This window comes from Streptomyces sp. NBC_01288 (assembly GCF_035982055.1).
GTDB lineage: Bacteria > Actinomycetota > Actinomycetes > Streptomycetales > Streptomycetaceae > Streptomyces.
The window spans coordinates 8614029-8635554 of the sequence record NZ_CP108427.1; the positions used below are offsets into that span (position 1 = coordinate 8614029).

The following is a 21526-nucleotide window of genomic DNA, read 5'->3' on the forward strand; positions in this document are numbered from 1 at the left end:
GGGGCGGCAGCCCCCAGAACACCAACACCGGCTACCCCACCAACACCCCGCACGAGACTCGGTCAACCCAAGTGGAACGGCCCCGTAGGCTTGCCGCCCGTGACGCCAACCCTGATCTGGATCCTCGTCGCCGTCGTGGCGATCGGCCTGTACCTGAGCTGGACCGCGGGACGGCTCGACCGGCTGCACGCCCGGATCGACGCGGCCCGCGCGGCACTCGACGCCCAACTCCTGCGCCGCGCCTCGGTGACCCAGGAACTGGCCACCTCCGGCGTCCTGGACCCGGCCGCCTCGATCGTCCTCTACGAGGCCGCACACGCCGCCCGGCAGGCCGAGGAGGAGCAACGGGAGGTCGCCGAGAGCGAGTTGAGCCAGGCCCTGCGCGCCGTCTTCGCGGAGGCCCCACAGGTCGAGGGCGTCCGCGAGGCACCCGGGGGAGAGGCGGCGGCCCACGAGCTCACCGAGGCGGTACGGCGGGTGCCCATGGCCCGGCGCTTCCACAACGACGCCGTACGCGCCGCCCGCGCCCTGCGCCGGCACCGCAAGGTCCGCTGGTTCCGGCTGGCCGGGCACGCCCCCTTCCCGATGGCCTTCGAGATGGACGACGAGCCACCGGCGGCACTGGTGGACCGGGCCGCGTAGACCACAGCCGTGAGGCACACCGGTTCGAAAACGATCCACCGCCTACCCATTGGCCCTTGCTGTGGCCTGCATCTCTGACGTTTCCTCGGTAGTGCAGCAACCCTCTTTCACCGAGTGAGGTCACCCCGTGTCCAGCACCCCCAGCTCCGCCCAGACTCCCGAGACCGGCACCGCGCGTGTGAAGCGCGGTATGGCCGAGCAGCTCAAGGGCGGTGTGATCATGGACGTGGTCAACGCCGAGCAGGCGAAGATCGCCGAGGACGCCGGTGCCGTGGCCGTCATGGCCCTGGAGCGGGTCCCCGCCGACATCCGCAAGGACGGCGGCGTGGCCCGGATGTCCGACCCGACGATGATCGAGGAGATCATCGAGGCGGTCTCCATCCCGGTCATGGCCAAGTCCCGCATCGGCCACTTCGTCGAGGCCCAGGTCCTCCAGTCCCTCGGCGTCGACTACATCGACGAGTCCGAGGTCCTCACCCCGGCCGACGAGGTCAACCACTCCGACAAGTGGGCCTTCACGACCCCCTTCGTCTGCGGTGCCACCAACCTGGGCGAGGCCCTGCGCCGCATCGCCGAGGGCGCCGCGATGATCCGCTCCAAGGGCGAGGCCGGCACCGGCAACGTCGTCGAGGCGGTCCGCCACCTGCGTCAGATCAAGAACGAGATCGCCAAGCTGCGCGGCTTCGACAACAACGAGCTGTACGCCGCCGCCAAGGAGCTGCGCGCCCCGTACGAGATCGTCCGCGAGGTCGCCGAACTCGGCAAGCTCCCGGTGGTGCTGTTCTCCGCCGGTGGCGTCGCGACCCCCGCCGACGCCGCGCTGATGCGCCAGCTCGGCGCCGAGGGCGTCTTCGTCGGCTCCGGCATCTTCAAGTCCGGCGACCCGGCCAAGCGCGCCGCCGCCATCGTGAAGGCGACCACCTTCTACGACGACCCGAAGATCATCGCGGACGCGTCCCGCAACCTCGGCGAGGCCATGGTCGGCATCAACTGCGACACCCTCCCCGAGACCGAGCGCTACGCCAACCGCGGCTGGTAACCACCCATGGCGGATGTGTCTTCAGCCCCTGTCATCGGCGTCCTGGCCCTCCAGGGCGACGTACGGGAACACCTGATCGCCCTGGCCGCGGCCGACGCCGTGGCCAGGCAGGTCAGGCGCCCCGAGGAACTCGCCGAGGTGGACGGCCTCGTCATCCCCGGGGGTGAGTCGACCACCATCTCCAAGCTGGCCGTCCTCTTCGGAGTGATGGACCCGCTGCGCACACGCGTGCGTGCCGGAATGCCCGTCTACGGCACCTGCGCCGGCCTGATCATGCTCGCCGACAAGATCCTCGACCCGCGCTCGGGTCAGGAGACGATCGGCGGCATCGACATGATCGTGCGCCGCAACGCCTTCGGACGTCAGAACGAGTCCTTCGAAGCAGCTGTCGACGTCCGGGGCATCGAGGGCGATCCTGTGGAGGGCGTCTTCATCCGCGCCCCCTGGGTCGAGTCCGTCGGTGCCGAGACCGAGGTCCTCGCCGAACACGAGGGCCACATCGTCGCGGTCCGCCAGGGCAACGCGCTCGCCACGTCGTTCCACCCGGAACTGACCGGCGACCACCGCGTGCACTCCCTGTTCGTCGACATGGTGCGCGCGAACCTGACTCCGGGGTCCTAGTAGGATCTCTGGGGTTCGTAAAGAGTTGGGTTACGCGAAGGAGACAGGCAGATGTCCGGCCACTCTAAATGGGCTACGACGAAGCACAAGAAGGCCGTGATCGACGCCAAGCGCGGCAAGCTCTTCGCGAAGATGATCAAGAACATCGAGGTCGCGGCCCGAACCGGTGGCGCCGACGTGTCCGGCAACCCGACGCTGTTCGACGCCATCCAGAAGGCCAAGAAGAGCTCGGTCCCGAACAAGAACATCGACTCCGCGGTCAAGCGCGGCGCCGGTCTCGAAGCCGGTGGCGCCGACTACGAGACGATCATGTACGAGGGTTACGGCCCGAACGGTGTCGCCGTGCTCATCGAGTGCCTCACCGACAACCGCAACCGCGCCGCCTCGGACGTGCGCGTCGCCATGACCCGCAACGGCGGGAACATGGCCGACCCCGGCTCCGTCTCGTACCTCTTCCACCGCAAGGGTGTCGTGATCGTCCCCAAGGGCGAGCTGGGCGAGGACGACGTCCTCGGTGCCGTGCTCGACGCGGGCGCCGAAGAGGTCAACGACCTCGGTGAGTCCTTCGAGGTCGTCTCCGAGGCAACCGACCTGGTCGCGGTCCGCACCGCGCTCCAGGACGCCGGCATCGACTACGACTCCGCCGACGCCAACTTCGTCCCGACCATGCAGGTCGAGCTCGACGAGGACGGCGCCCGCAAGATCTTCAAGCTGATCGACGCCCTGGAGGACAGCGACGACGTGCAGAACGTCTTCGCCAACTTCGACGTCAGCGACGAGGTCATGGAGAAGGTCGACGCGTAGCGCTGCCGCGAGCTGAGCGGGATTTCAGCGGGCCGACGGGACACGTCCCGTCGGCCCGCCGCCGTTGTCGGTGGCAGCGGATAGCCTGGCGGAAGTCAAAGATCACCGACCGCGGACCGCAATCATCAATTGAGGAACCCCGACGGTGCTCAGCCAGGTCCGCGAGAGCGGCGGCGGTCTAGCCGCAAAGAGGGGGTTGGAGTGCGGGTACTGGGTGTCGACCCCGGACTGACCCGATGTGGTGTCGGAGTGGTCGAAGGCGTCGCGGGCCGGCCGCTCACCATGGTCGGCGTCGGTGTCGTACGGACCCCGTCGGACGCCGAGTTGGGGCTGCGCCTCGTCGCCATCGAGCAGGGCATCGAAGCGTGGCTGGACGAACACCGGCCCGAATTCGTCGCCGTGGAGCGGGTGTTCAGCCAGCACAACGTGCGCACGGTGATGGGCACCGCCCAGGCCAGCGCCGTGGCCATGCTCTGTGCCGCCCGGCGCGGCATCCCCGTCGCCCTGCACACGCCCAGCGAGGTCAAGGCCGCCGTCACCGGCAGTGGCCGCGCCGACAAGGCCCAGGTCGGCGCGATGGTCACCCGGCTGCTCCGGCTCGACGCGCCCCCGAAGCCCGCCGACGCGGCCGACGCCCTCGCGCTCGCCATCTGCCACATCTGGCGGGGCCCCGCGACCAACCGCCTCCAACAGGCCGTCGCCCAGCACCGGTTGCAACAGGCGGTCGCCCAACACGCGGCCGGCGTACGCAAAGCACCGCAGGCCACGCAAGCCCCTCAAGCACCGAAGACCCCGCACGCATCGAAAGGCCGTACCGCATGATCGCCTTTGTCAGTGGCACGGTCGCCGCACTCGCCCCCGATGCCGCGGTGGTCGAGATCGGCGGTGTCGGCATGGCCGTCCAGTGCACGCCGAACACCTTGTCCACGCTCCGCCTCGGCAAGCCCGCCAAGCTCGCCACCTCGCTCGTCGTCCGCGAGGACTCGCTCACCCTGTACGGCTTCGTGGACGACGACGAACGTCAGATCTTCGAGCTGCTCCAGACCGCGACCGGTGTCGGCCCCCGGCTCGCGCAGGCGATGCTCGCGGTGCACACCCCGGACGCGCTGCGTCGAGCGGTGGCCGCCGGGGACGAGAAGGCGCTCATGGCGGTCCCGGGCATCGGCAAGAAGGGCGCGCAGAAGCTGCTGCTGGAGTTCAAGGACCGGCTCGGCGCCCCGGTGGGGTCCGCTCCGGCGATCGGCGCCCCGGTCACCAGCGGCTGGCGCGATCAGCTGCACGCCGCGCTCATCGGCCTCGGGTACGCCACCCGCGAGGCCGACGAGGCCGTGGCCGCAGTAGCACCGCAGGCCGAGGCCGCCGAAGGGGCGCCGCAGGTGGGGCAGTTGCTGAAGGCGGCCCTCCAGACCCTGAACCGCGCCCGCTAGGAGAACCGTCAGTGAACTGGGACGACACGACCGACGAGACCGCCGCCGAGCGGCTGGTGGGCTCGGTCGCCGACCGCGAGGACCAGGCCGTAGAGGCCGCCCTGCGCCCCAAGGACCTGGGCGAGTTCATCGGCCAGGAGAAGGTCCGCGAGCAGCTCGACCTGGTGCTGCGCGCCGCACGCGCGCGTGGCGCCACCGCCGACCACGTGCTGCTCTCCGGTGCCCCCGGCCTCGGCAAGACCACCCTGTCGATGATCATCGCGGCCGAGATGGAAGCCCCGATCCGCATCACCAGCGGCCCCGCCATCCAGCACGCCGGAGACCTCGCCGCGATCCTCTCCTCCCTCCAGGAGGGCGAGGTCCTCTTCCTCGACGAGATCCACCGCATGTCCCGGCCCGCCGAAGAGATGCTCTACATGGCGATGGAGGACTTCCGCGTCGACGTCATCGTCGGCAAGGGCCCCGGCGCCACCGCGATCCCGCTCGAACTGCCGCCGTTCACCCTGGTCGGCGCCACCACGCGCGCGGGACTGCTGCCACCCCCGCTGCGCGACCGCTTCGGCTTCACCGCGCACATGGAGTTCTACGAACCCACCGAGCTGGAGCGCGTCATCCACCGCTCGGCGAACCTCCTCGACGTGGAGATCGACCCCGCCGGCGCCGCCGAGATCGCCGGACGTTCGCGCGGCACCCCCCGCATCGCCAACCGGCTGCTGCGCCGCGTCCGGGACTACGCGCAGGTCAAGGCCGACGGGTTCATCACCCAAGACATCGCCGGGGCCGCGCTCAAGGTCTACGAGGTCGACGGACGCGGCCTCGACCGGCTCGACCGCGGTGTCCTCGAAGCCCTGCTCAAGCTGTTCGGCGGCGGACCGGTGGGCCTGTCCACGCTCGCCGTTGCCGTGGGGGAGGAGCGCGAGACCGTCGAAGAGGTCGCCGAACCCTTCCTCGTACGGGAGGGACTACTGGCCCGCACCCCGCGCGGACGCGTCGCCACCCCCGCCGCGTGGGCGCATCTGGGCCTCACCCCGCCCCGCTCGTCAACCGGGGGAAACGGACAAGGGGACCTGTTCGGGGCGTGACGACGGGGGCACTGGCCGGGTCAGGAACCCCGGTGCCATGCTGAGCGTTGTTCCATCAGCGTGGACTCGCTTAGACTCCGCCGATGCCGCCTTTGTGGGCGGCGCCGACCACCCCCATCCACCAGGCCGCTCACCGCCGCGGTCGTGCGAAGGAAATTCCGTCCCGTGAATATCGTGACCATTCTCCCCTTCATCGTGCTCATCGGGGCCATGTTCCTGATGACCCGCTCTGCCAAGCGCAAGCAGCAGGCGGCCGCGTCGATGCGTAGTGACATGCAGCCCGGCACCGGCGTCCGCACGATCGGGGGCGTGTACGCGACGGTCAAGGAAGTCAACGAGGAGACGGTTCTCCTCGACGCCGGCCCGGGCATCGAACTTCTCTTCGCGAAGAACGCGATCGGCGCCGTCCTCACCGACGACGAGTACAACCGCATCGTCCACGGCATCGAGCACGACCTGAAGGACGATGCCGACATCGTCCCGGACGACGCCTCCTCCCTCACCGACACCGACGAGCCCGCCGCCGACTCTTCCGACGACAAGCCCATCGACCTCGGCAAGAAGGACGCGGCCGACGAGCCGGCCGACGCCACCGAGGAGCCGGCGAAGCCCGCCGAGGCGAAGACGGAAGAAGAGCCGAAGAAGTCCGACGGCGACACCGACGCGAAGTAGTAACGTCCCGGGAGCGCGGCGCGACCCGCTCGCGCCCCGCGCACCCGGGTACGTGCGTCGCTCGCACGGGATCCCGACACCATGTCATGGCCGTAGCCGCGCTGACCCGGCGTGGAGCGGCCCGAGAGGGAGTACGAGAAGGTGGCAGCACCTAAGAGGGGCCGCAGCGCGAGCGCCCAGAGCAAGCCGTGGCGCTCGCTGGCCCTCATCCTGATCGCCATCGTGGCGCTCACCGGGGGCATGTTCGCATCCGGGCACACCACTCCGCGTCTCGGCATCGACCTGGCCGGCGGCACGAGCATCACCCTGCGGGCGGTGGCCCAGCCCGGCGAGGCATCGTCGATCAACAAGACCAACATGGACACCGCGGTCGACATCATGAACCGCCGTGTCAATGGTCTTGGTGTCTCGGAGGCCGAGGTCCAGACCCAGGGCTCCAGGAACATCATCGTCAACATCCCCAAGGGCACGAACTCGGAGGAGGCGCGGCAGCAGGTCGGTACGACCGCCAAGCTGTACTTCCGCCCGGTCCTGGCCACGGAGGCCTCCACGGGCGCCGCGACGGCGACCCCGTCACCGAGCGGGTCCGGCAGCGCCTCCAGCAGCCCGTCGAGCACGCCCAGCTCCAAGGCGAGCGCCTCCTCGTCGAAGACCGGCTCCGCGACCCCGACGGCCACCGCCACCTCTCAGGGCCGTGCCGCCAGCGACGCGCTGAAGGCCGACTCCACCTCGTCGGCGAGCCCCAGCGCCTCGGCCAGCGCCACCCCGTCGGCGGACAGCAGCGCGGCCGCCAGCGCGGCGGCCGCCAAGCTGGAGGCCCAGTACACCGCGCTCGACTGCTCCAAGAAGTCGGTCCAGAACACCGCGGGCAAGACCGCCAAGGCCGGCGACGCGACCGTGGCCTGCGGCCAGGTCTCGGGCGTCTGGTACAAGTACGTGCTCGGCCCCGCCGCCGTGGACGGCACCGACGTCAAGAAGGCCGCGGCCGTCCTGAACACGACGACCGCCGCCGGCTGGCAGGTCACCATGGACTTCACCGGCAAGGGCGGCGACAAGTTCGCCAAGGTCACCGGTGAACTGGCGAAGAACACCAGCCCGCAGAACGAGTTCGGCATCGTCCTCGACGGCCAGGTCGTCTCCAGCCCCTCCGTCAGCTCGTCGATCACCGGCGGCAGCGCGGAGATCTCCGGCAGCTTCACCCAGGAAGAGGCCCAGAGCCTCGCCAACATGCTGTCGTACGGCGCCCTGCCGCTGACCTTCAAGGAGGACAGCGTCACCACCGTGACCGCGGCCCTCGGCGGTGAGCAGCTGCACGCCGGTCTGATCGCGGGCGCGATCGGCCTCGCGCTGGTCGTCCTCTACCTGCTGATCTTCTACCGCGGTCTGTCGGTCATCGCGATCCCCTCGCTGCTGGTCTCCGCGATCCTCACCTACGTGATCATGGCGTTGCTCGGCCCGGGCATCGGCTTCGCGCTGAACCTGCCGGCCGTCTGCGGTGCGATCGTCGCGATCGGTATCACCGCGGACTCGTTCATCGTGTTCTTCGAACGCATCCGGGACGAGATCCGCGAGGGCCGCTCGCTGCGCCCGTCCGTCGAGCGGGCCTGGCCCCGCGCCCGGCGCACCATCCTGGTCTCCGACTTCGTGTCGTTCCTCGCCGCCGCGGTGCTGTTCATCGTCACCGTCGGCAAGGTCCAGGGCTTCGCGTTCACCCTCGGTCTGACCACCGTGCTCGACGTGGTCGTCGTCTTCCTCTTCACCAAGCCGCTGATGACCATCCTCGCCCGCAGGAAGTTCTTCGCGGACGGCCACAAGTGGTCCGGCATCGACCCGAAGGCGCTGGGCGCCAAGCCGCCGCTGCGCCGCACCCGCCGCCCCGCCGGTTCTGCCGCGGGCCCTGTCGACCCGAAGGAGGCGTGAGATGTCGAAGCTCGGCAACCTCGGCGCCCGACTGCACCGTGGCGAGGTCGGGTACGACTTCGTCGGCAATCGCAAGATCTGGTACGGCATCTCGATCCTGATCACCATCACGGCCATCCTCGGCCTGACGGTGCGCGGCCTGAACATGGGCATCGAGTTCCAGGGCGGCGCCGCCTTCACCACGCCCAAGGGCATGAGTGCCTCGGTGACCCAGGCCGAGAAGTACGCCGAGGACGCCTCGGGTCACGACGCGGTCGTCCAGAAGCTGGGCGACGGCAGCCTGCGCATCCAGATCGCGGGCATCGACACCGACAAGTCCGACAGCATCAAGACGAAGCTGGCGAAGGACCTTGACGTCAGCTCCGAGAGCATCGCCGCGGACCTGGTCGGTCCCAGCTGGGGTGACCAGGTCGCCAACAAGGCCTGGGAGGGCCTGGCGATCTTCATGGTGCTGGTCGTGATCTATCTGGCGATCGCCTTCGAGTGGCGCATGGCCCTGGCCGCGCTCGTCGCCCTGATCCACGACATCACCATCACCATCGGCATCTACGCCCTCGTCGGCTTCGAGGTCACGCCCGGCACGGTGATCGGTCTGCTGACCATCCTCGGTTACTCGCTCTACGACACGGTCGTCGTCTTCGACAGCCTCAAGGAGCAGACCAAGGACATCACCAAGCAGACCCGGTGGACCTACAGCGACATCGCCAACCGGTCGATCAACGGCACCCTGGTGCGTTCCATCAACACCACGGTCGTCGCGCTGCTGCCGGTCGGGGCCCTGCTGTTCATCGGCGGCGGCTTCCTTGGCGCGGGTGTGCTCAACGACATCTCGCTGTCGCTGTTCGTCGGCCTCGCGGCCGGTGCGTACTCCTCGATCTTCATCGCCACGCCGCTCGTCGCCGACCTCAAGGAGGCCGAGCCGCAGATCAAGGCGCTCAAGAAGCGCGTCCTCGCCAAGCGTGCCCAGGCCGCCGCGCAGGGCGAGCCCGCGGAGTCCCAGGTCACCGACCGTTCGGACGACGACTACGACGACGAGCCCGAGGACGCGGCAGCCGTCGTGGGCCCGCGCACCCAGCCGGCGTCCCGCAACCGCGGCCGTGGGCGTCCTTCGGGGAAGCGCCGATGACGGAACTCGTAGACATCACGGCGCTGCTGCTCAGCCGTATCCGCGATGTGGCCGACTACCCGGAGCCCGGGGTGATGTTCAAGGACATCACCCCGCTCCTGGCGGACCCGGCCGCGTTCACGGCGCTCACGGACGCGCTCGCCGAGATCGTCGTCAGCACCGGTGCGACGAAGGTCGTGGGCCTGGAGGCCCGTGGCTTCATCCTCGGCGCCCCGGTGGCCGTCCGCGCGGGCGTCGGCTTCATCCCCGTGCGCAAGGCGGGCAAGCTCCCCGGAGCGACCCTCAGCCAGGCGTACGACCTGGAGTACGGCTCCGCCGAGATCGAGGTGCACGCCGAGGACCTGAACGCCGGTGACCGCGTCCTGGTCGTCGACGACGTCCTGGCCACCGGCGGCACCGCCGAGGCGTCCCTCCAGCTGATCCGCAGGGCGGGCGCCGAGATCGCGGGCGTCGCCGTCCTCATGGAGCTGGGTTTCCTGGGCGGCCGGGCAAGGCTGGAGCCGACCCTCCAAGGCGCTCCCCTGGAGGCGCTGCTCAAGCTCTGAGCAGGTCAGCAGATGTTCACCACGAACGGCCGTCCCGGTCTCACCGGGACGGCCGTTCGCGTAGGGGCGACACAGTGGGAACGCTCGCGCGGCGACCGCCCTACGCGCTCGCGCGGCGACCGCCCTACGCGCTCGCGCGGCGACCGCCCTACGGACCGCGATCGCATCCCAAGACCCGGGCAGGCCGCCACAGCGCCTCGCGGACTGTGCGGCGTCGGCCCTTCCGATACAGCCCGTGCCGGCGCCTGGGCACCGGCATGGGAGTCCGGCCGGCGCTGTCGCTGCTGGTTCCTGCCTTGTCATCCGCGGCACATCTTCAGATCGCCGTGGTGGGATCGGTTGGGCTGTCGGCGCGTCGCGGACCTTGTGGTGCCGGTCCTCCGCGTGCGTCGGTATCTGGAGCCCGTGCCGGCGTCTGGACACCGGCATGGGAGTCCGGTCGGCGCTGTCGCCGCTGGTTCCTGCCTCGTCATCCGCGGCACATCTTCAGATCGCCCTGGCGGGACCGGGCGGGCCGTCGGCGCATTGCGGGCCTTGTGGCGCCGGTCCTCCCGGTGCGCCGGTACCCGCAGCCCGCCCCGGCGGCCGGACACCGGCACGGGAGTCCGCCCGGCGCTGTTGCCGCCCGTCCCCGCCCCGTCACCCGCAGGACACCCTCTGATCGCCCCGGAGCCGCCCCGCGGAATCCTGCGGCAGCCCCTCGCGTTCCACCCGTAGACGGCCCTCACATCGGCCTGAAGGCGAGCCCGGAGCCCGGGATCGCTACCATGGGCACTCCGGAGCCTGACCGGGGGACCCGGATCGCGCACGAGGAGTCCTCTTGGCAGACGAGGCCCAGCCCCTGACCGCCGCCAAGCCCGAGCCCACCCCGGGCCCCGCGGCGGAGCCCGCCACGAGCGCGAGCACCGCAGCCGCGAGCACCGCACCGGCCGAACCGCGCCCGGCGACGGAGCACGACCGGTCGGCGCCCGCCGACAAGGCGGCCGAGCCCGCGCGCCCCAAGCCGGCCCCGGCCGAGCGCCCGGCGGCCACTCCTCCCGCGCCCCGTCCCACGGCCGGCCAGCCCGCTCGCACCGGGGGCGGCTCCTCCAACCGCGTCCGCGCCCGCCTGGCCCGCCTCGGCGTCCAGCGCTCCAACCCGTACAACCCGGTCCTGGAGCCCCTGCTGCGGATAGTGCGCAGCAACGACCCGAAGATCGAGACGGCCACCCTCCGCCAGGTCGAGAGCGCCTATCAGGTCGCCGAGCGCTGGCACCGCGGCCAGAAGCGCAAGAGCGGTGACCCGTACATCACGCACCCGCTCGCCGTTACGACGATCCTTGCCGAACTCGGCATGGACCCGGCGACCCTCATGGCCGGCCTGCTGCACGACACCGTCGAGGACACCGAGTACGGCCTCGACCAGCTCCGCCGCGACTTCGGCGACTCCGTGGCCCTCCTCGTCGACGGCGTGACCAAGCTGGACAAGGTCAAGTTCGGCGAGGCCGCGCAGGCCGAGACCGTGCGCAAGATGGTCGTAGCGATGGCCAAGGACCCGCGCGTCCTGGTCATCAAGCTCGCCGACCGCCTGCACAACATGCGCACCATGCGCTACCTCAAGCGCGAGAAGCAGGAGAAGAAGGCGCGCGAGACCCTGGAGATCTACGCGCCGCTCGCCCATCGCCTGGGCATGAACACCATCAAGTGGGAACTGGAGGACCTCGCCTTCGCGATCCTCTACCCCAAGATGTACGACGAGATCGTCCGGCTGGTGGCCGAGCGGGCACCGAAGCGTGACGAGTACCTGGCCATAGTGACCGACGAGGTCCAGACCGACCTGCGCGCCGCCCGCATCAAGGCGACCGTCACCGGCCGCCCGAAGCACTACTACAGCGTCTACCAGAAGATGATCGTCCGCGGCCGCGACTTCGCGGAGATCTACGACCTGGTCGGCATCCGCGTCCTCGTGGACACCGTCCGCGACTGCTACGCCGCCCTCGGCACGGTGCACGCGCGATGGAACCCGGTCCCCGGCCGGTTCAAGGACTACATCGCGATGCCCAAGTTCAACATGTACCAGTCGCTCCACACCACGGTGATCGGCCCCAACGGCAAGCCCGTTGAGCTCCAGATCCGCACGTTCGACATGCACCGTCGCGCGGAGTACGGCATCGCCGCGCACTGGAAGTACAAGCAGGAGGCCGTCGCCGGCACCTCCAAGGTGCGCGCGGAGACGCCCAGGACCACCGGCAAGGACGACCACCTCAACGACATGGCGTGGCTGCGCCAGTTGCTCGACTGGCAGAAGGAGACCGAGGACCCGGGCGAGTTCCTGGAGTCCCTGCGCTTCGACCTGTCCCGCAACGAGGTCTTCGTCTTCACGCCCAAGGGCGACGTGATAGCGCTGCCGGCGGGCGCCACCCCGGTGGACTTCTCGTACGCGGTGCACACCGAGGTCGGCCACCGGACCATAGGAGCACGGGTCAACGGGCGCCTCGTACCGCTCGAATCCACCCTGGACAACGGCGACTTGGTGGAGGTCTTCACCTCCAAGGCACCCGGCGCGGGCCCCTCCCGCGACTGGCTCGGCTTCGTGAAGTCGCCGCGCGCCCGCAACAAGATCAGAGCCTGGTTCTCCAAGGAACGCCGGGACGAGGCGATCGAGCAGGGCAAGGACGCCATCGCCCGCGCGATGCGCAAACAGAACCTGCCGATCCAGCGCATCCTCACCGGCGACTCCCTGGTCACGCTCGCGCACGAGATGCGCTACCCGGACATCTCCTCGCTGTACGCGGCGATCGGCGAAGGGCATGTCGCCGCGCAGAACGTCGTACAGAAGCTGGTGCAGGCGCTCGGCGGCGAGGAGGCGGCCACCGAGGAGATCGACGAGAGCGTGCCGCCGGCGCACGGCCGGGGGCGCAAGCGCCGGTCGAACGCCGACCCCGGTGTCGTCGTCAAGGGCGTCGACGATGTGTGGGTCAAACTGGCCCGCTGTTGTACGCCCGTCCCCGGCGACCCCATCATCGGTTTCGTCACGCGGGGTAGCGGTGTATCGGTTCACCGCAGCGACTGCGTCAACGTGGAGTCACTGTCCCGCGAGCCCGAGCGCATCCTGGAAGTCGAGTGGGCGCCCACCCAGTCCTCGGTCTTCCTGGTCGCCATCCAGGTGGAGGCCCTGGACCGCTCCCGGCTCCTCTCGGACGTCACCCGCGTCCTGTCCGACCAGCACGTCAACATCCTCTCCGCGGCCGTCCAGACCTCCCGCGACCGCGTGGCCACCTCCCGTTTCACCTTCGAGATGGGCGACCCCAAGCACCTGGGCCACGTCCTGAAGGCCGTCAGGGGCGTCGAGGGGGTCTACGACGTCTACCGCGTGACGTCGGCGCGCAACAAGACGTAGGGCATATACAGAAGGGGCTCCCGTACGGTGCGTACGGGAGCCCCTTCTGCATGCGTGCCCAACCGGTCAGCCGCCGAACTCCTGGAGGCCCTTCAGGGCCTGCTCCAGCAGGGCCTGGCGGCCCTCCAGCTCGCGCTGGAGCTTGTCGGCGCGGGAGGTGTTGCCCTGCGCGCGTGCCTGCTCGATCTGGCCCGTGAGTTTGTCCACGGCGGCCTGGAGCTGGCCGGTCAGACCCTCGGCACGCGCGCGTGCCTCCGGGTTCGTCCGGCGCCACTCGGTCTCCTCGGACTCCTGGAGGGCCCGCTCGATCGTGTGCATCCGGCCCTCGACCTTCGGGCGGGAGTCACGCGGCACATGGCCGATGGCCTCCCAGCGCTCGTTGATCGAGCGGAAGGCCGCACGGGCCGCCTTCAGGTCGGTGACCGGCAGGAGCTTCTCGGCCTCCTCGGCCAGCTCCTCCTTGAGCTTCAGGTTCTCCGTCTGCTCGGCGTCCCGCTCGGCGAAGACCGAGCTGCGGGCGGCGAAGAAGACGTCCTGGGCGCCGCGGAAGCGGTTCCACAGATCGTCCTCGTGCTCGCGCTGGGCGCGGCCCGCCGCCTTCCAGTCGGCCATCAGCTCGCGGTAGCGCGCGGCCGTGGGACCCCAGTCCGTCGAGGCCGACAGACCCTCGGCCTCGGCGACCAGCTTCTCCTTGATCTTGCGGGCGTCCTCGCGCTGCGCGTCCAGCGACGCGAAGTGCGCCTTGCGGCGCTTGGAGAAGGCCGACCGAGCGTGCGAGAAGCGGTGCCACAGCTCGTCGTCCGACTTGCGGTCCAGGCGCGGCAGACCCTTCCAGGTGTCCACCAGCGCGCGCAGCCGCTCACCGGCCGCCCGCCACTGGTCGGACTGAGCCAGCTCCTCCGCCTCGACGACCAGCGCCTCCTTGGAGTGCCGGGCCTCGTCGGACTGCTTGGCACGCTGCTGCTTGCGCTCCTCGCGGCGCGCCTCGACGGTCTCCACCAGCTTGTCCAGCCGGACGCCCAGCGCCGCCAGGTCGCCCACCGCGTGGTGGGCGACGACCTGCTCACGGAGATGGTCGACGGCGGCCTGCGCGTCCTTCGCCGACAGGTCGGTGGTCTTCACGCGCTTTTCGAGGAGGCCGATCTCGACAACCAGGCCTTCGTACTTGCGCTCGAAGTAGGCCAGCGCCTCCTCGGGGGAGCCGGCCTGCCAGGAACCGACGACCTGCTCGCCGTCGGCCGTACGCACGTACACGGTCCCCGTCTCGTCGACGCGTCCCCACGGGTCGCTGCTCACAGCGCCTCCTCCACATGATGCCTGCACAGGGCCTCTGTGCCCCCGGGCATCGTCCACAGTTTCGTCACGGCCAACATAGGCGACCGGCGGGTTGCCTGTCCGCATCCCGCGCGACCGAAATTTCGCTGTTGACGGTCAGGATTTGGTGACGGTCGCCTTGTTGATCACGACCGTCGCGTTCGGTGCTCCGTCGCCCGCGCCCGTGCTCTCACCAGCGGCCGCGATCTTGTTCAGGACCTTCATCCCGGAGGCCGAGATGGTCCCGAACGGGGTGTAACTGGCCGGGAGCTGGCTGTCCTTGTAGACGAGGAAGAACTGGCTGCCGCCGGTGTGCTTCTGACCGGTGTTCGCCATCGCCACCGTGCCCGCCGGGTAGTTCCCGCCCTTGAGGCTGGTGTCCTTCAGGTTTTCGTCCGGGATCGTGTAACCGGGGCCGCCGCTGCCCGCGCCCGTCGGGTCGCCGCACTGCAGCACGTAGATGCCGCTGGTGGTGAGCCGGTGGCACTTCGTGTGGTCGAAGAAGCCCTTGCCGGCAAGGAAGTCGAACGAGTTCACGGTGTGCGGCGCGGCCGACGTCTTGAGCGCGATGTCGATGTCACCGCAGGTCGTCGCGAGCTTCATCGTGTACTTCGCCGACTTGTCGATCGTGATCGCCGGCTCCTTCTTCCAGGTCTCCGTCTTGATCTTGCCGGCCGCCGGCTTCGCGCACGGGTCCGGCGCCTTCTTCGTCGCCGAGGCGCTGGGCGTGGGCGTCACGGCCGCGCTCGCGTTGGACTTGTCGTCGTCGTTCTTCAGGACGCCGGTCGTGTAGAGCGCGACACTTCCGATCACGATCACGCCGAGCACCGACGCGATCACCGAGTTGCGCATGCGCGCCTTGCGTCGAGCGGACGTACGCCGCTGCTGCTGCCGCAAGAACTTCTCCCGCGCGAGCTGCCGCTTCCGCTGTTCCTGGGTGACCACCGGATTCTCTCCTCATGCGTCTCGTACGTCGACTGGGACGCGTGCGTCTTGTGAGCCGACCGCCTGCGTGTGCCCCGTACCGTATATGGGTTCGCTGAGGATTCGGCAGCGCCGGTAGGCTCTGACCACTGACGCAGGGATCCTTATCCCCACCCGTATCGACACAACGAAGGACGATCGTGCTCATTGCCGGGTTCCCCGCCGGGGCCTGGGGGACGAACTGTTATCTCGTCGCCCCCGCCGCCGGTGAGGAGTGCGTGATCATCGACCCGGGCCATCAGGCCGCCCAGGGAGTCGAGGAAGCGCTCAGGAAGCATCGGCTCAAGCCCGTCGCGGTCGTCCTCACCCATGGCCACATCGACCATGTGGCCTCGGTCGTCCCGGTGTGCGGCGCGCACGACGTGCCGGCCTGGATCCACCCCGAGGACCGGTACATGATGAGCGACCCCGAGAAGGCGCTCGGCCGCTCGATCGGGATGCCGCTGATGGGCGAGCTGACCGTGGGGGAGCCGGACGACGTCAAGGAGCTGACCGACGGCGCACGGCTCGCGCTCGCGGGACTGGAGTTCTCGGTCGCGCACGCGCCGGGCCATACGAAGGGGTCGGTGACCTTCCAGATGCCCGAGACCACGGACATCCCGTCCGTGTTCTTCTCCGGGGATCTGCTCTTCGCCGGCTCCATCGGACGCACCGACCTGCCCGGCGGCTCCCACGCCGAGATCCTCGACTCGCTGGCCCGTGTGTGCCTGCCGCTCGACGACTCGACCGTGGTGCTGTCCGGCCACGGCCCCCAGACGACCATCGGCCAGGAGCGCGCCACCAACCCGTACCTGCGGGAGGTGGCCTCCGGCGGCCAGGGAGCCCAGGACGCTCCCCGACGAGGAATGTGACGAGAGATTTTCGTGAGCACCTTTCAGGCCCCCAAGGGCACGTACGACCTGATTCCGCCGGAGTCGGCCAAGTACCTCGCCGTGCGCGAGGCGATCGCCGCTCCGCTGCGCAACTCCGGCTACGGCTACATCGAGACGCCCGGCTTCGAGAACGTCGAGCTGTTCGCGCGCGGGGTCGGTGAGTCCACCGACATCGTGACCAAGGAGATGTACGCCTTCGAGACCAAGGGCGGCGACCAGCTCGCCCTGCGCCCCGAGGGCACGGCCTCCGTACTGCGCGCGGCACTTGAGGCCAACCTGCACAAGCTCGGCAACCTGCCGGTGAAGCTCTGGTACTCGGGCTCCTACTACCGCTACGAGCGCCCCCAGAAGGGCCGTTACCGCCACTTCTCCCAGGTCGGCGCCGAGGCGATCGGTGCCGAGGACCCGGCGCTGGACGCCGAGTTGATCATCCTGGCGGACCAGGCGTACCGCTCCCTGGGCCTGCGCACCTTCCGCATCCTCCTCAACAGCCTGGGCGACAAGGAATGCCGTCCGGTGTACCGGGAGGCGCTCCAGAACTTCCTCCGCGGCCTGGACCTCGACGAGGAGACCCTGCGCCGCGCGGACATCAACCCGCTCCGCGTCCTCGACGACAAACGCCCCGACGTCCAGAAGCAGTTGACGGACGCCCCGCTGCTCCGCGACTACCTGTGCGACGCGTGCAAGGCGTACCACGAGGAGGTCCGCGAACTGATCACGGCTGCGGGCGTCGCCTTCGAGGACGACCCGAAGCTGGTCCGCGGCCTGGACTACTACACTCGTACGACCTTCGAGTTCGTCCACGACGGTCTGGGTTCCCAGTCCGCGGTGGGCGGCGGCGGCCGTTACGACGGCCTGTCCGAGATGATCGGCGGTCCCGCACTGCCCTCCGTGGGCTGGGCGTTGGGCGTCGACCGTACGGTCCTCGCCCTGGAGGCGGAGGGCGTCGAACTCGAACTCCCCGCGTCCACCAGCGTGTTCGCGGTCCCGCTCGGCGACGAGGCCCGCCGCGTCCTCTTCACCAAGGTCACCGAACTCCGCAAGCTCGGTATCGCGGCGGACTTCTCCTACGGCTCCAAGGGCCTCAAGGGTGCGATGAAGAGCGCCAACCGCAGTGGGGCCCGGTACACGATCGTCGCCGGCGAGCGTGATCTCGCCGAGGGTGTCGTGCAGCTCAAGGACATGGAGTCCGGGGACCAGCGGGCGGTCGGGGTGAACGAGATCGTGGCGGAACTGGAGTCGAAGCTGGGCTGAGGCCTGGCTTCTTCGCCCCCGCCGCCCCTACCCGTCCCGTCCCTGGGGGCTGCCGCCCCCAGACCCCCGCTTCGGCCTGAACGGCCTCGTCCTCAAACGCCGGACGGGCTAAAAGATCAAGCTCCGGCCGGCGATAGTTCAGCCCCTCCGGCGTTTGAGGAGCGGGGTCTGGGACGGAGCCCCAGAAGGATGGGACGGGTAGGGGCGGAGGGGGCGAGAATCCTCAGTCCAGCAACCCGTACCGCATCGCACTCGTCACAGCCGCAGTCCGGTCATCGACCCCCAACTTCCCGAAGACCCGCAGCAGATGGGTCTTCACCGTCGACTCCCCGATGTACAACCGCCGCCCGATCTCCGCGTTGGTGCACCCCTCCGCCACCAACCGCAACACCGCGATCTCCCGCTCGGACAACCGAGGCCGCTCCGGCCTGGTCCGCAACTGGTCCACCAACCGCGCTGCCACAGACGGCGCCAACACGGTCTCGCCCCGCGCAGCGGCCCGTACCGCGTCCGCGAGCTCACCCCGCGGCAGATCCTTCAGCAAGTAGCCCGCAGCCCCCGCCTCCACGGCCCGCAGAATGTCCCGGTCGGTCTCGTACGTGGTGAGGACGATCACCCGGCACGACAACCCGGCCGCACTCATCCGCACGATGGAGTCGACTCCTCCGCCACCCGGCATCCGCAGGTCCATCAGCACGATGTCCGGCCTCAACTCGGCGGCCAGCGCCTCCGCTTGCGGCCCGCTCGACGCGTCGGCGACGACATCGAGGTCCGGTTCGGCGCTGAGCATGGCGCGCAGACCCTCGCGTACGACGGGATGGTCGTCGGCCAGGATGATCCGGATCATCGAGAACTCCTCAGGGGCGATACGGGTGATGCAGGCGGCACAGGGGATTCAGGCAATGCGGGCGATACCGGCAGTCGTACCGTCACCGTCGTCCCCTCGCCCACCGCGCTCCGCACCACCGCCGTCCCACCCACCTCCGCCGCCCGCGTCCGCAACCCCGCCAGACCGTAACCGCCGGACACCGCCCCGGGGTCGAAGCCGCATCCGTCGTCCCGTACCGCCACGGTGAGTTGCTCGTCGGTGTACACCAGCGCGAGGCTCACCTTCGCCGAACTCCCCGCATGCTTACGGGCGTTGGCGAGCGCCTCCTGACAGGAACGCAGGGCCACCACCTCAGGACCGGCAGGCAACGCGCGTACCGGACCGGTGACTTGGAGGGTCGCGTCATGGCGGGCGGCGAGCCGGCGCAGGGCGTCCGAGAGGGACGCGCCCTCCAGGTCGGCCGGTGTGCCGCCGGCGACCAGGGCGCGGGCCTCGGCGAGGTTCTGCCGGGCCGTCTCGTCCATCAGGGCCAAGTGCCGCCTGGCCTGCGGGAGATCGTCGTCCAGCTCCGCCTCCACCGCCTGGGCCAGCATCAGCAGGCTGGTGAAGCCCTGGGCGAGGGTGTCGTGGATCTCGCGGGCCATGCGCTCCCGTTCGGCCAACGCGCCGTGGGCCGACGACAGTCGGGAGACCTCGTGGCGGCTGGCATCCAGCTCGGCTATCAACTCCGCGCGCTCCTGGCTCTGTTCGATGACGCGGATGATCCAGGTGCCGAGGGCCATCGAGAAGACCAGAGTCACCACCGCGAAGACGGAATTGAAGAACACGTCCTGCGCGCCCGGCCACCACAGCAGCGCCCAGCCGATCACCGGCGCGATGTTGATCACGGTCACCGCGATCAGCGCCCAGCGCAGCCGCAGCACCATGAAGCAGGGCGGGACGAGGGCGAAGGCCAGCAGCCGGGTCTCGCCGACCAGGACCGCGGAGGGCAGGAACAGCGCCATCTCCGCGATGAGGTAGCCGACGGCCCGGCGTTCGTCCGGGGGGTCGCCCTGAAGGACCGGGCGCCCGACCCGGACGTAGAGCGGGATCAGCGGGACGAGCAGCGCGGCCGCCGTGACGCGTACCGGCCACCCCGGTTGGCTCGTGCCGAGCACGAACACCAGGGTGGCCAGCCAGATCAGGGCGAAGTACGTGTCCCAGAGGCGGAACGAGCGGTCCCAGGTGTACGAACCCGTCGCCCCGTGCGGAGCGGTCATCCGTCGCGCCGGTTCTTCCACCGGAAGGTCAGCAGGCACAGCAGCAATCCTCCGACGCACCACGCCCCGAGCACCAGCGCGATCTTCCCGAACTCCCAGCTTCCGGCCTGCTCCAGCACCTGGGCCGACGAGGGCAGGAACACCCCGCGCAGCCCCTGGCACATCCACTTCAGCGGGAACAGGGCGCCGATGTTGAGCATCCAGTCCGGGATGGTGTCGATGGAGATGTACACCCCGGAGATGAACTGGAGGACCAGGAAGGGGAGTACGACCACGGAGGTCGCGCTCTTGCCGGACTTGGGGACCGAGCTGACCGCGATGCCGAGCAGTGCGCACGCCGTCAGACCGAGCACGAAGATCCACCCGAAGTCCAGCCACTTCACGGCGGACGAGGGCAGGTCCACGTCGTAGAGCGTGGTGCCGACGAGGAGCAGGATCGCGGTCTCCATGAGGCCCGTGACCAGAACCAGCCAGATCTTGCCGAGGAAGTACGCGGCCGGTGGCATCGGCGTGCCGCGCAGCCGGCGCAGCACCTTCTCGTCGCGTTCGATCGCGATCGAGATGCCGAGGGACTGGAAACTCGTCGACATGATGCCGGCGGCCATCATCGCCGGGACGTAGAGCTGGGAGGCGTTGATGCCCGCGCCCCGGACGTCGTCCTTGAAGATCGACGCGAAGAGGAAGAGGAAGACGACCGGGAAGGCGAAGGTGAACACCACCTGGTCGCGCTGCCGGAAGAACTGCTTGAGTTCCAGCACACCTCGTTGCAGGCCGAGTCCCCAGGCACTGGGAAGCCGTTCTCCGGAGGTCTTCGTCCGGGCCTGCGCCACCGTCGTGGTCGCGGTCATCGCGCGTCCTCCTGTCCGGTCAGCCGGAGGTAGACGTCCTCCAGGGTGGGGCGGCTGACCAGCAGCCCGGGGATCTCGCCGTCGAAGCGGTGCATGAGTTCGGCTACGACCTTGGTCGGAGTGTCCGTGTGCTCCGCGCGCGGGGTGCCGTCCGGTTCCGTCCACTCGACGGTTGCTCCGGTGCCGTGGCGTTCGCGCAGGGTGGCTGGTTCGCCCTCGGCGACCACACGGCCCTTGGCGACGATGGCCAGGCGGTCGGCGAGGTTCTCCGCCTCCTCCAGGTAGTGGGTGGTGAGGAGGATGGTCGTGCCCTCGTCGGCGAGCTTGCGGATCAGGTCCCAGAACTGGCGCCGGGCCGCCGGGTCGAAACCGGTCGTCGGCTCGTCCAGGAGGAGGAGATCGGGGCCACCTATCACCCCGAGGGCCACATCGAGACGCCTGCGCTGGCCGCCCGACAGGGCCTTGATCCGGCTGTCCACCTTGGCCTCCAGACCGACCAGGCCGATGACCTCCTCGGGGTCACGCGGGCGGGGGTAGTAGGGCGCGAAATGCCGTACGGTCTCGCCGACCGTCAACTCCGCGGGTGCCGATTCGTCCTGCCAGACGATTCCGACCCGCGAACGCCACGCGCGTGTGCCCGTCGCCGGGTCCGAGCCGAGCACCGAGACCTCGCCCGCGTCCCGGCCGCGGTTGCCCTGGAGGATCTCGACCGTGGTGCTCTTGCCCGCCCCGTTGGGTCCGAGCAGGCCGAACACCTCTCCCGTGCGGATCTCCAGGTCGATTCCGTCCACGGCGGTCACGTCCCCGTACTGCTTGCGCAGCCCCCGCACATCCACTGCGAGTTCGTTCGCCTGTGTTGTCATGCGACGAGCATCGTCCGGAATCGAGCGCTCAGGGACGACCGTGCGT

General features: G+C 69.6%; 20 protein-coding genes. 14 read left to right on the plus strand and 6 right to left on the minus strand.

From position 1 onward, the window contains the following. Nucleotides 1-99: 99 nt before the first annotated feature. The 12 genes from OG194_RS38800 (at nucleotide 100) to OG194_RS38855 (ending at nucleotide 13257) form a co-directional block, all read left to right on the plus strand. Entirely contained in the window at nucleotides 100-642 is a 543-nt protein-coding gene (locus OG194_RS38800; protein WP_327405403.1) for a hypothetical protein, read from the plus strand. Nucleotides 643-769: 127 nt separating this feature from the next. After that, entirely contained in the window at nucleotides 770-1681 is a 912-nt protein-coding gene (gene pdxS / locus OG194_RS38805) for a pyridoxal 5'-phosphate synthase lyase subunit PdxS (protein ID WP_200686525.1), read from the plus strand. Nucleotides 1682-1696: 15 nt separating this feature from the next. Next, nucleotides 1697-2302 carry a pyridoxal 5'-phosphate synthase glutaminase subunit PdxT gene (gene pdxT, locus OG194_RS38810; protein WP_442811695.1) on the plus strand — a complete coding sequence of 202 codons (606 nt, stop codon included), beginning with the start codon at nucleotides 1697-1699 and terminating at the stop codon, nucleotides 2300-2302. Nucleotides 2303-2353: 51 nt separating this feature from the next. Beyond that, nucleotides 2354-3106, plus strand: coding sequence for a YebC/PmpR family DNA-binding transcriptional regulator (locus tag OG194_RS38815; RefSeq protein ID WP_317774760.1), 753 nt, complete (start codon nucleotides 2354-2356; stop codon nucleotides 3104-3106). 201 nt (nucleotides 3107-3307) lie between these two features. Further along, on the plus strand, nucleotides 3308-3928 hold the full coding sequence (gene ruvC, locus OG194_RS38820) for a crossover junction endodeoxyribonuclease RuvC (protein WP_327405405.1): 621 nt from the start codon (nucleotides 3308-3310) through the stop codon (nucleotides 3926-3928). Beyond that, the gene (ruvA, locus tag OG194_RS38825; RefSeq protein WP_327405406.1) at nucleotides 3925-4533 is read left to right on the plus strand and encodes a Holliday junction branch migration protein RuvA; all 609 of its coding nucleotides are present in this window, start codon (nucleotides 3925-3927) and stop codon (nucleotides 4531-4533) included. The genes ruvC and ruvA overlap by 4 nt, the downstream gene beginning before the upstream one ends. A gap of 11 nt (nucleotides 4534-4544) precedes the next feature. Next, entirely contained in the window at nucleotides 4545-5615 is a 1071-nt protein-coding gene (gene ruvB / locus OG194_RS38830; RefSeq protein ID WP_019059776.1) for a Holliday junction branch migration DNA helicase RuvB, read from the plus strand. Between the two features lie 165 nt (nucleotides 5616-5780). After that, nucleotides 5781-6287 carry a preprotein translocase subunit YajC gene (yajC, locus tag OG194_RS38835; RefSeq protein ID WP_327405407.1) on the plus strand — a complete coding sequence of 169 codons (507 nt, stop codon included), beginning with the start codon at nucleotides 5781-5783 and terminating at the stop codon, nucleotides 6285-6287. 141 nt (nucleotides 6288-6428) lie between these two features. Beyond that, complete coding sequence (secD, locus tag OG194_RS38840) at nucleotides 6429-8207, plus strand: protein translocase subunit SecD (protein WP_327405408.1); 1779 nt, start codon at nucleotides 6429-6431, stop codon at nucleotides 8205-8207. Nucleotide 8208: 1 nt separating this feature from the next. Continuing rightward, on the plus strand, nucleotides 8209-9333 hold the full coding sequence (gene secF / locus OG194_RS38845; protein ID WP_327405409.1) for a protein translocase subunit SecF: 1125 nt from the start codon (nucleotides 8209-8211) through the stop codon (nucleotides 9331-9333). Continuing rightward, entirely contained in the window at nucleotides 9330-9878 is a 549-nt protein-coding gene (locus OG194_RS38850; RefSeq protein WP_327405410.1) for an adenine phosphoribosyltransferase, read from the plus strand. Before secF ends, OG194_RS38850 begins: the two co-directional genes overlap by 4 nt. An 820-nt stretch (nucleotides 9879-10698) precedes the next feature. Beyond that, nucleotides 10699-13257 carry a RelA/SpoT family protein gene (locus OG194_RS38855; RefSeq protein ID WP_327405411.1) on the plus strand — a complete coding sequence of 853 codons (2559 nt, stop codon included), beginning with the start codon at nucleotides 10699-10701 and terminating at the stop codon, nucleotides 13255-13257. 66 nt (nucleotides 13258-13323) lie between these two features. On the opposite strand, the gene OG194_RS38860 is transcribed toward OG194_RS38855, so the two are convergent. Both OG194_RS38860 and OG194_RS38865 read right to left on the minus strand, forming a co-directional pair. Next, nucleotides 13324-14553, minus strand: a complete 1230-nt coding sequence (locus OG194_RS38860; protein ID WP_327405412.1) for a DUF349 domain-containing protein — start codon at nucleotides 14551-14553, stop codon at nucleotides 13324-13326. A gap of 135 nt (nucleotides 14554-14688) precedes the next feature. Then, nucleotides 14689-15516: a peptidylprolyl isomerase gene (locus tag OG194_RS38865; RefSeq protein ID WP_327405413.1), complete on the minus strand. Its 828-nt coding sequence runs from the start codon at nucleotides 15514-15516 to the stop codon at nucleotides 14689-14691. 179 nt (nucleotides 15517-15695) lie between these two features. Between OG194_RS38865 and OG194_RS38870 the strand changes: the two genes are divergently transcribed. Both OG194_RS38870 and hisS read left to right on the plus strand, forming a co-directional pair. Then, a complete protein-coding gene (locus OG194_RS38870; protein WP_327405414.1) occupies nucleotides 15696-16406 on the plus strand; it encodes an MBL fold metallo-hydrolase in 711 nt (236 codons plus the stop codon). 12 nt (nucleotides 16407-16418) lie between these two features. Then, nucleotides 16419-17681 carry a histidine--tRNA ligase gene (hisS, locus tag OG194_RS38875; protein ID WP_327405415.1) on the plus strand — a complete coding sequence of 421 codons (1263 nt, stop codon included), beginning with the start codon at nucleotides 16419-16421 and terminating at the stop codon, nucleotides 17679-17681. Between the two features lie 223 nt (nucleotides 17682-17904). Here the strand turns inward: hisS and OG194_RS38880 are convergent, their stop codons facing one another. The 4 genes from OG194_RS38880 to OG194_RS38895 are packed head-to-tail and all read right to left on the minus strand — an operon-like array spanning nucleotide 17905 to nucleotide 21480. Further along, nucleotides 17905-18528: a response regulator transcription factor gene (locus tag OG194_RS38880; protein WP_327405416.1), complete on the minus strand. Its 624-nt coding sequence runs from the start codon at nucleotides 18526-18528 to the stop codon at nucleotides 17905-17907. Then, nucleotides 18525-19769, minus strand: a complete 1245-nt coding sequence (locus OG194_RS38885; protein ID WP_327405418.1) for a sensor histidine kinase — start codon at nucleotides 19767-19769, stop codon at nucleotides 18525-18527. The genes OG194_RS38880 and OG194_RS38885 overlap by 4 nt, the downstream gene beginning before the upstream one ends. Further along, a complete protein-coding gene (locus OG194_RS38890; RefSeq protein ID WP_327405419.1) occupies nucleotides 19766-20617 on the minus strand; it encodes an ABC transporter permease in 852 nt (283 codons plus the stop codon). Before OG194_RS38890 ends, OG194_RS38885 begins: the two co-directional genes overlap by 4 nt. Further along, entirely contained in the window at nucleotides 20614-21480 is an 867-nt protein-coding gene (locus tag OG194_RS38895) for an ABC transporter ATP-binding protein (RefSeq protein ID WP_327405420.1), read from the minus strand. Before OG194_RS38895 ends, OG194_RS38890 begins: the two co-directional genes overlap by 4 nt. Between the last annotated feature and the right edge of the window lie 46 nt (nucleotides 21481-21526).

Excerpts from the sequence above, each read along its gene's own strand:
- ruvA (WP_327405406.1), top strand. The coding sequence starts at position 3,925 with ATGATCGCCTTTGTCAGTGGCACGGTCGCCGCACTCGCCCCCGATGCC.
- OG194_RS38890 (WP_327405419.1), bottom strand. The coding sequence starts at position 20,617 with ATGACCGCGACCACGACGGTGGCGCAGGCCCGGACGAAGACCTCCGGA.
- secF (WP_327405409.1), top strand. The coding sequence starts at position 8,209 with ATGTCGAAGCTCGGCAACCTCGGCGCCCGACTGCACCGTGGCGAGGTC.
- OG194_RS38885 (WP_327405418.1), bottom strand. The coding sequence starts at position 19,769 with ATGACCGCTCCGCACGGGGCGACGGGTTCGTACACCTGGGACCGCTCG.
- OG194_RS38880 (WP_327405416.1), bottom strand. The coding sequence starts at position 18,528 with ATGATCCGGATCATCCTGGCCGACGACCATCCCGTCGTACGCGAGGGT.
- OG194_RS38895 (WP_327405420.1), bottom strand. The coding sequence starts at position 21,480 with ATGACAACACAGGCGAACGAACTCGCAGTGGATGTGCGGGGGCTGCGC.
- OG194_RS38850 (WP_327405410.1), top strand. The coding sequence starts at position 9,330 with ATGACGGAACTCGTAGACATCACGGCGCTGCTGCTCAGCCGTATCCGC.
- OG194_RS38815 (WP_317774760.1), top strand. The coding sequence starts at position 2,354 with ATGTCCGGCCACTCTAAATGGGCTACGACGAAGCACAAGAAGGCCGTG.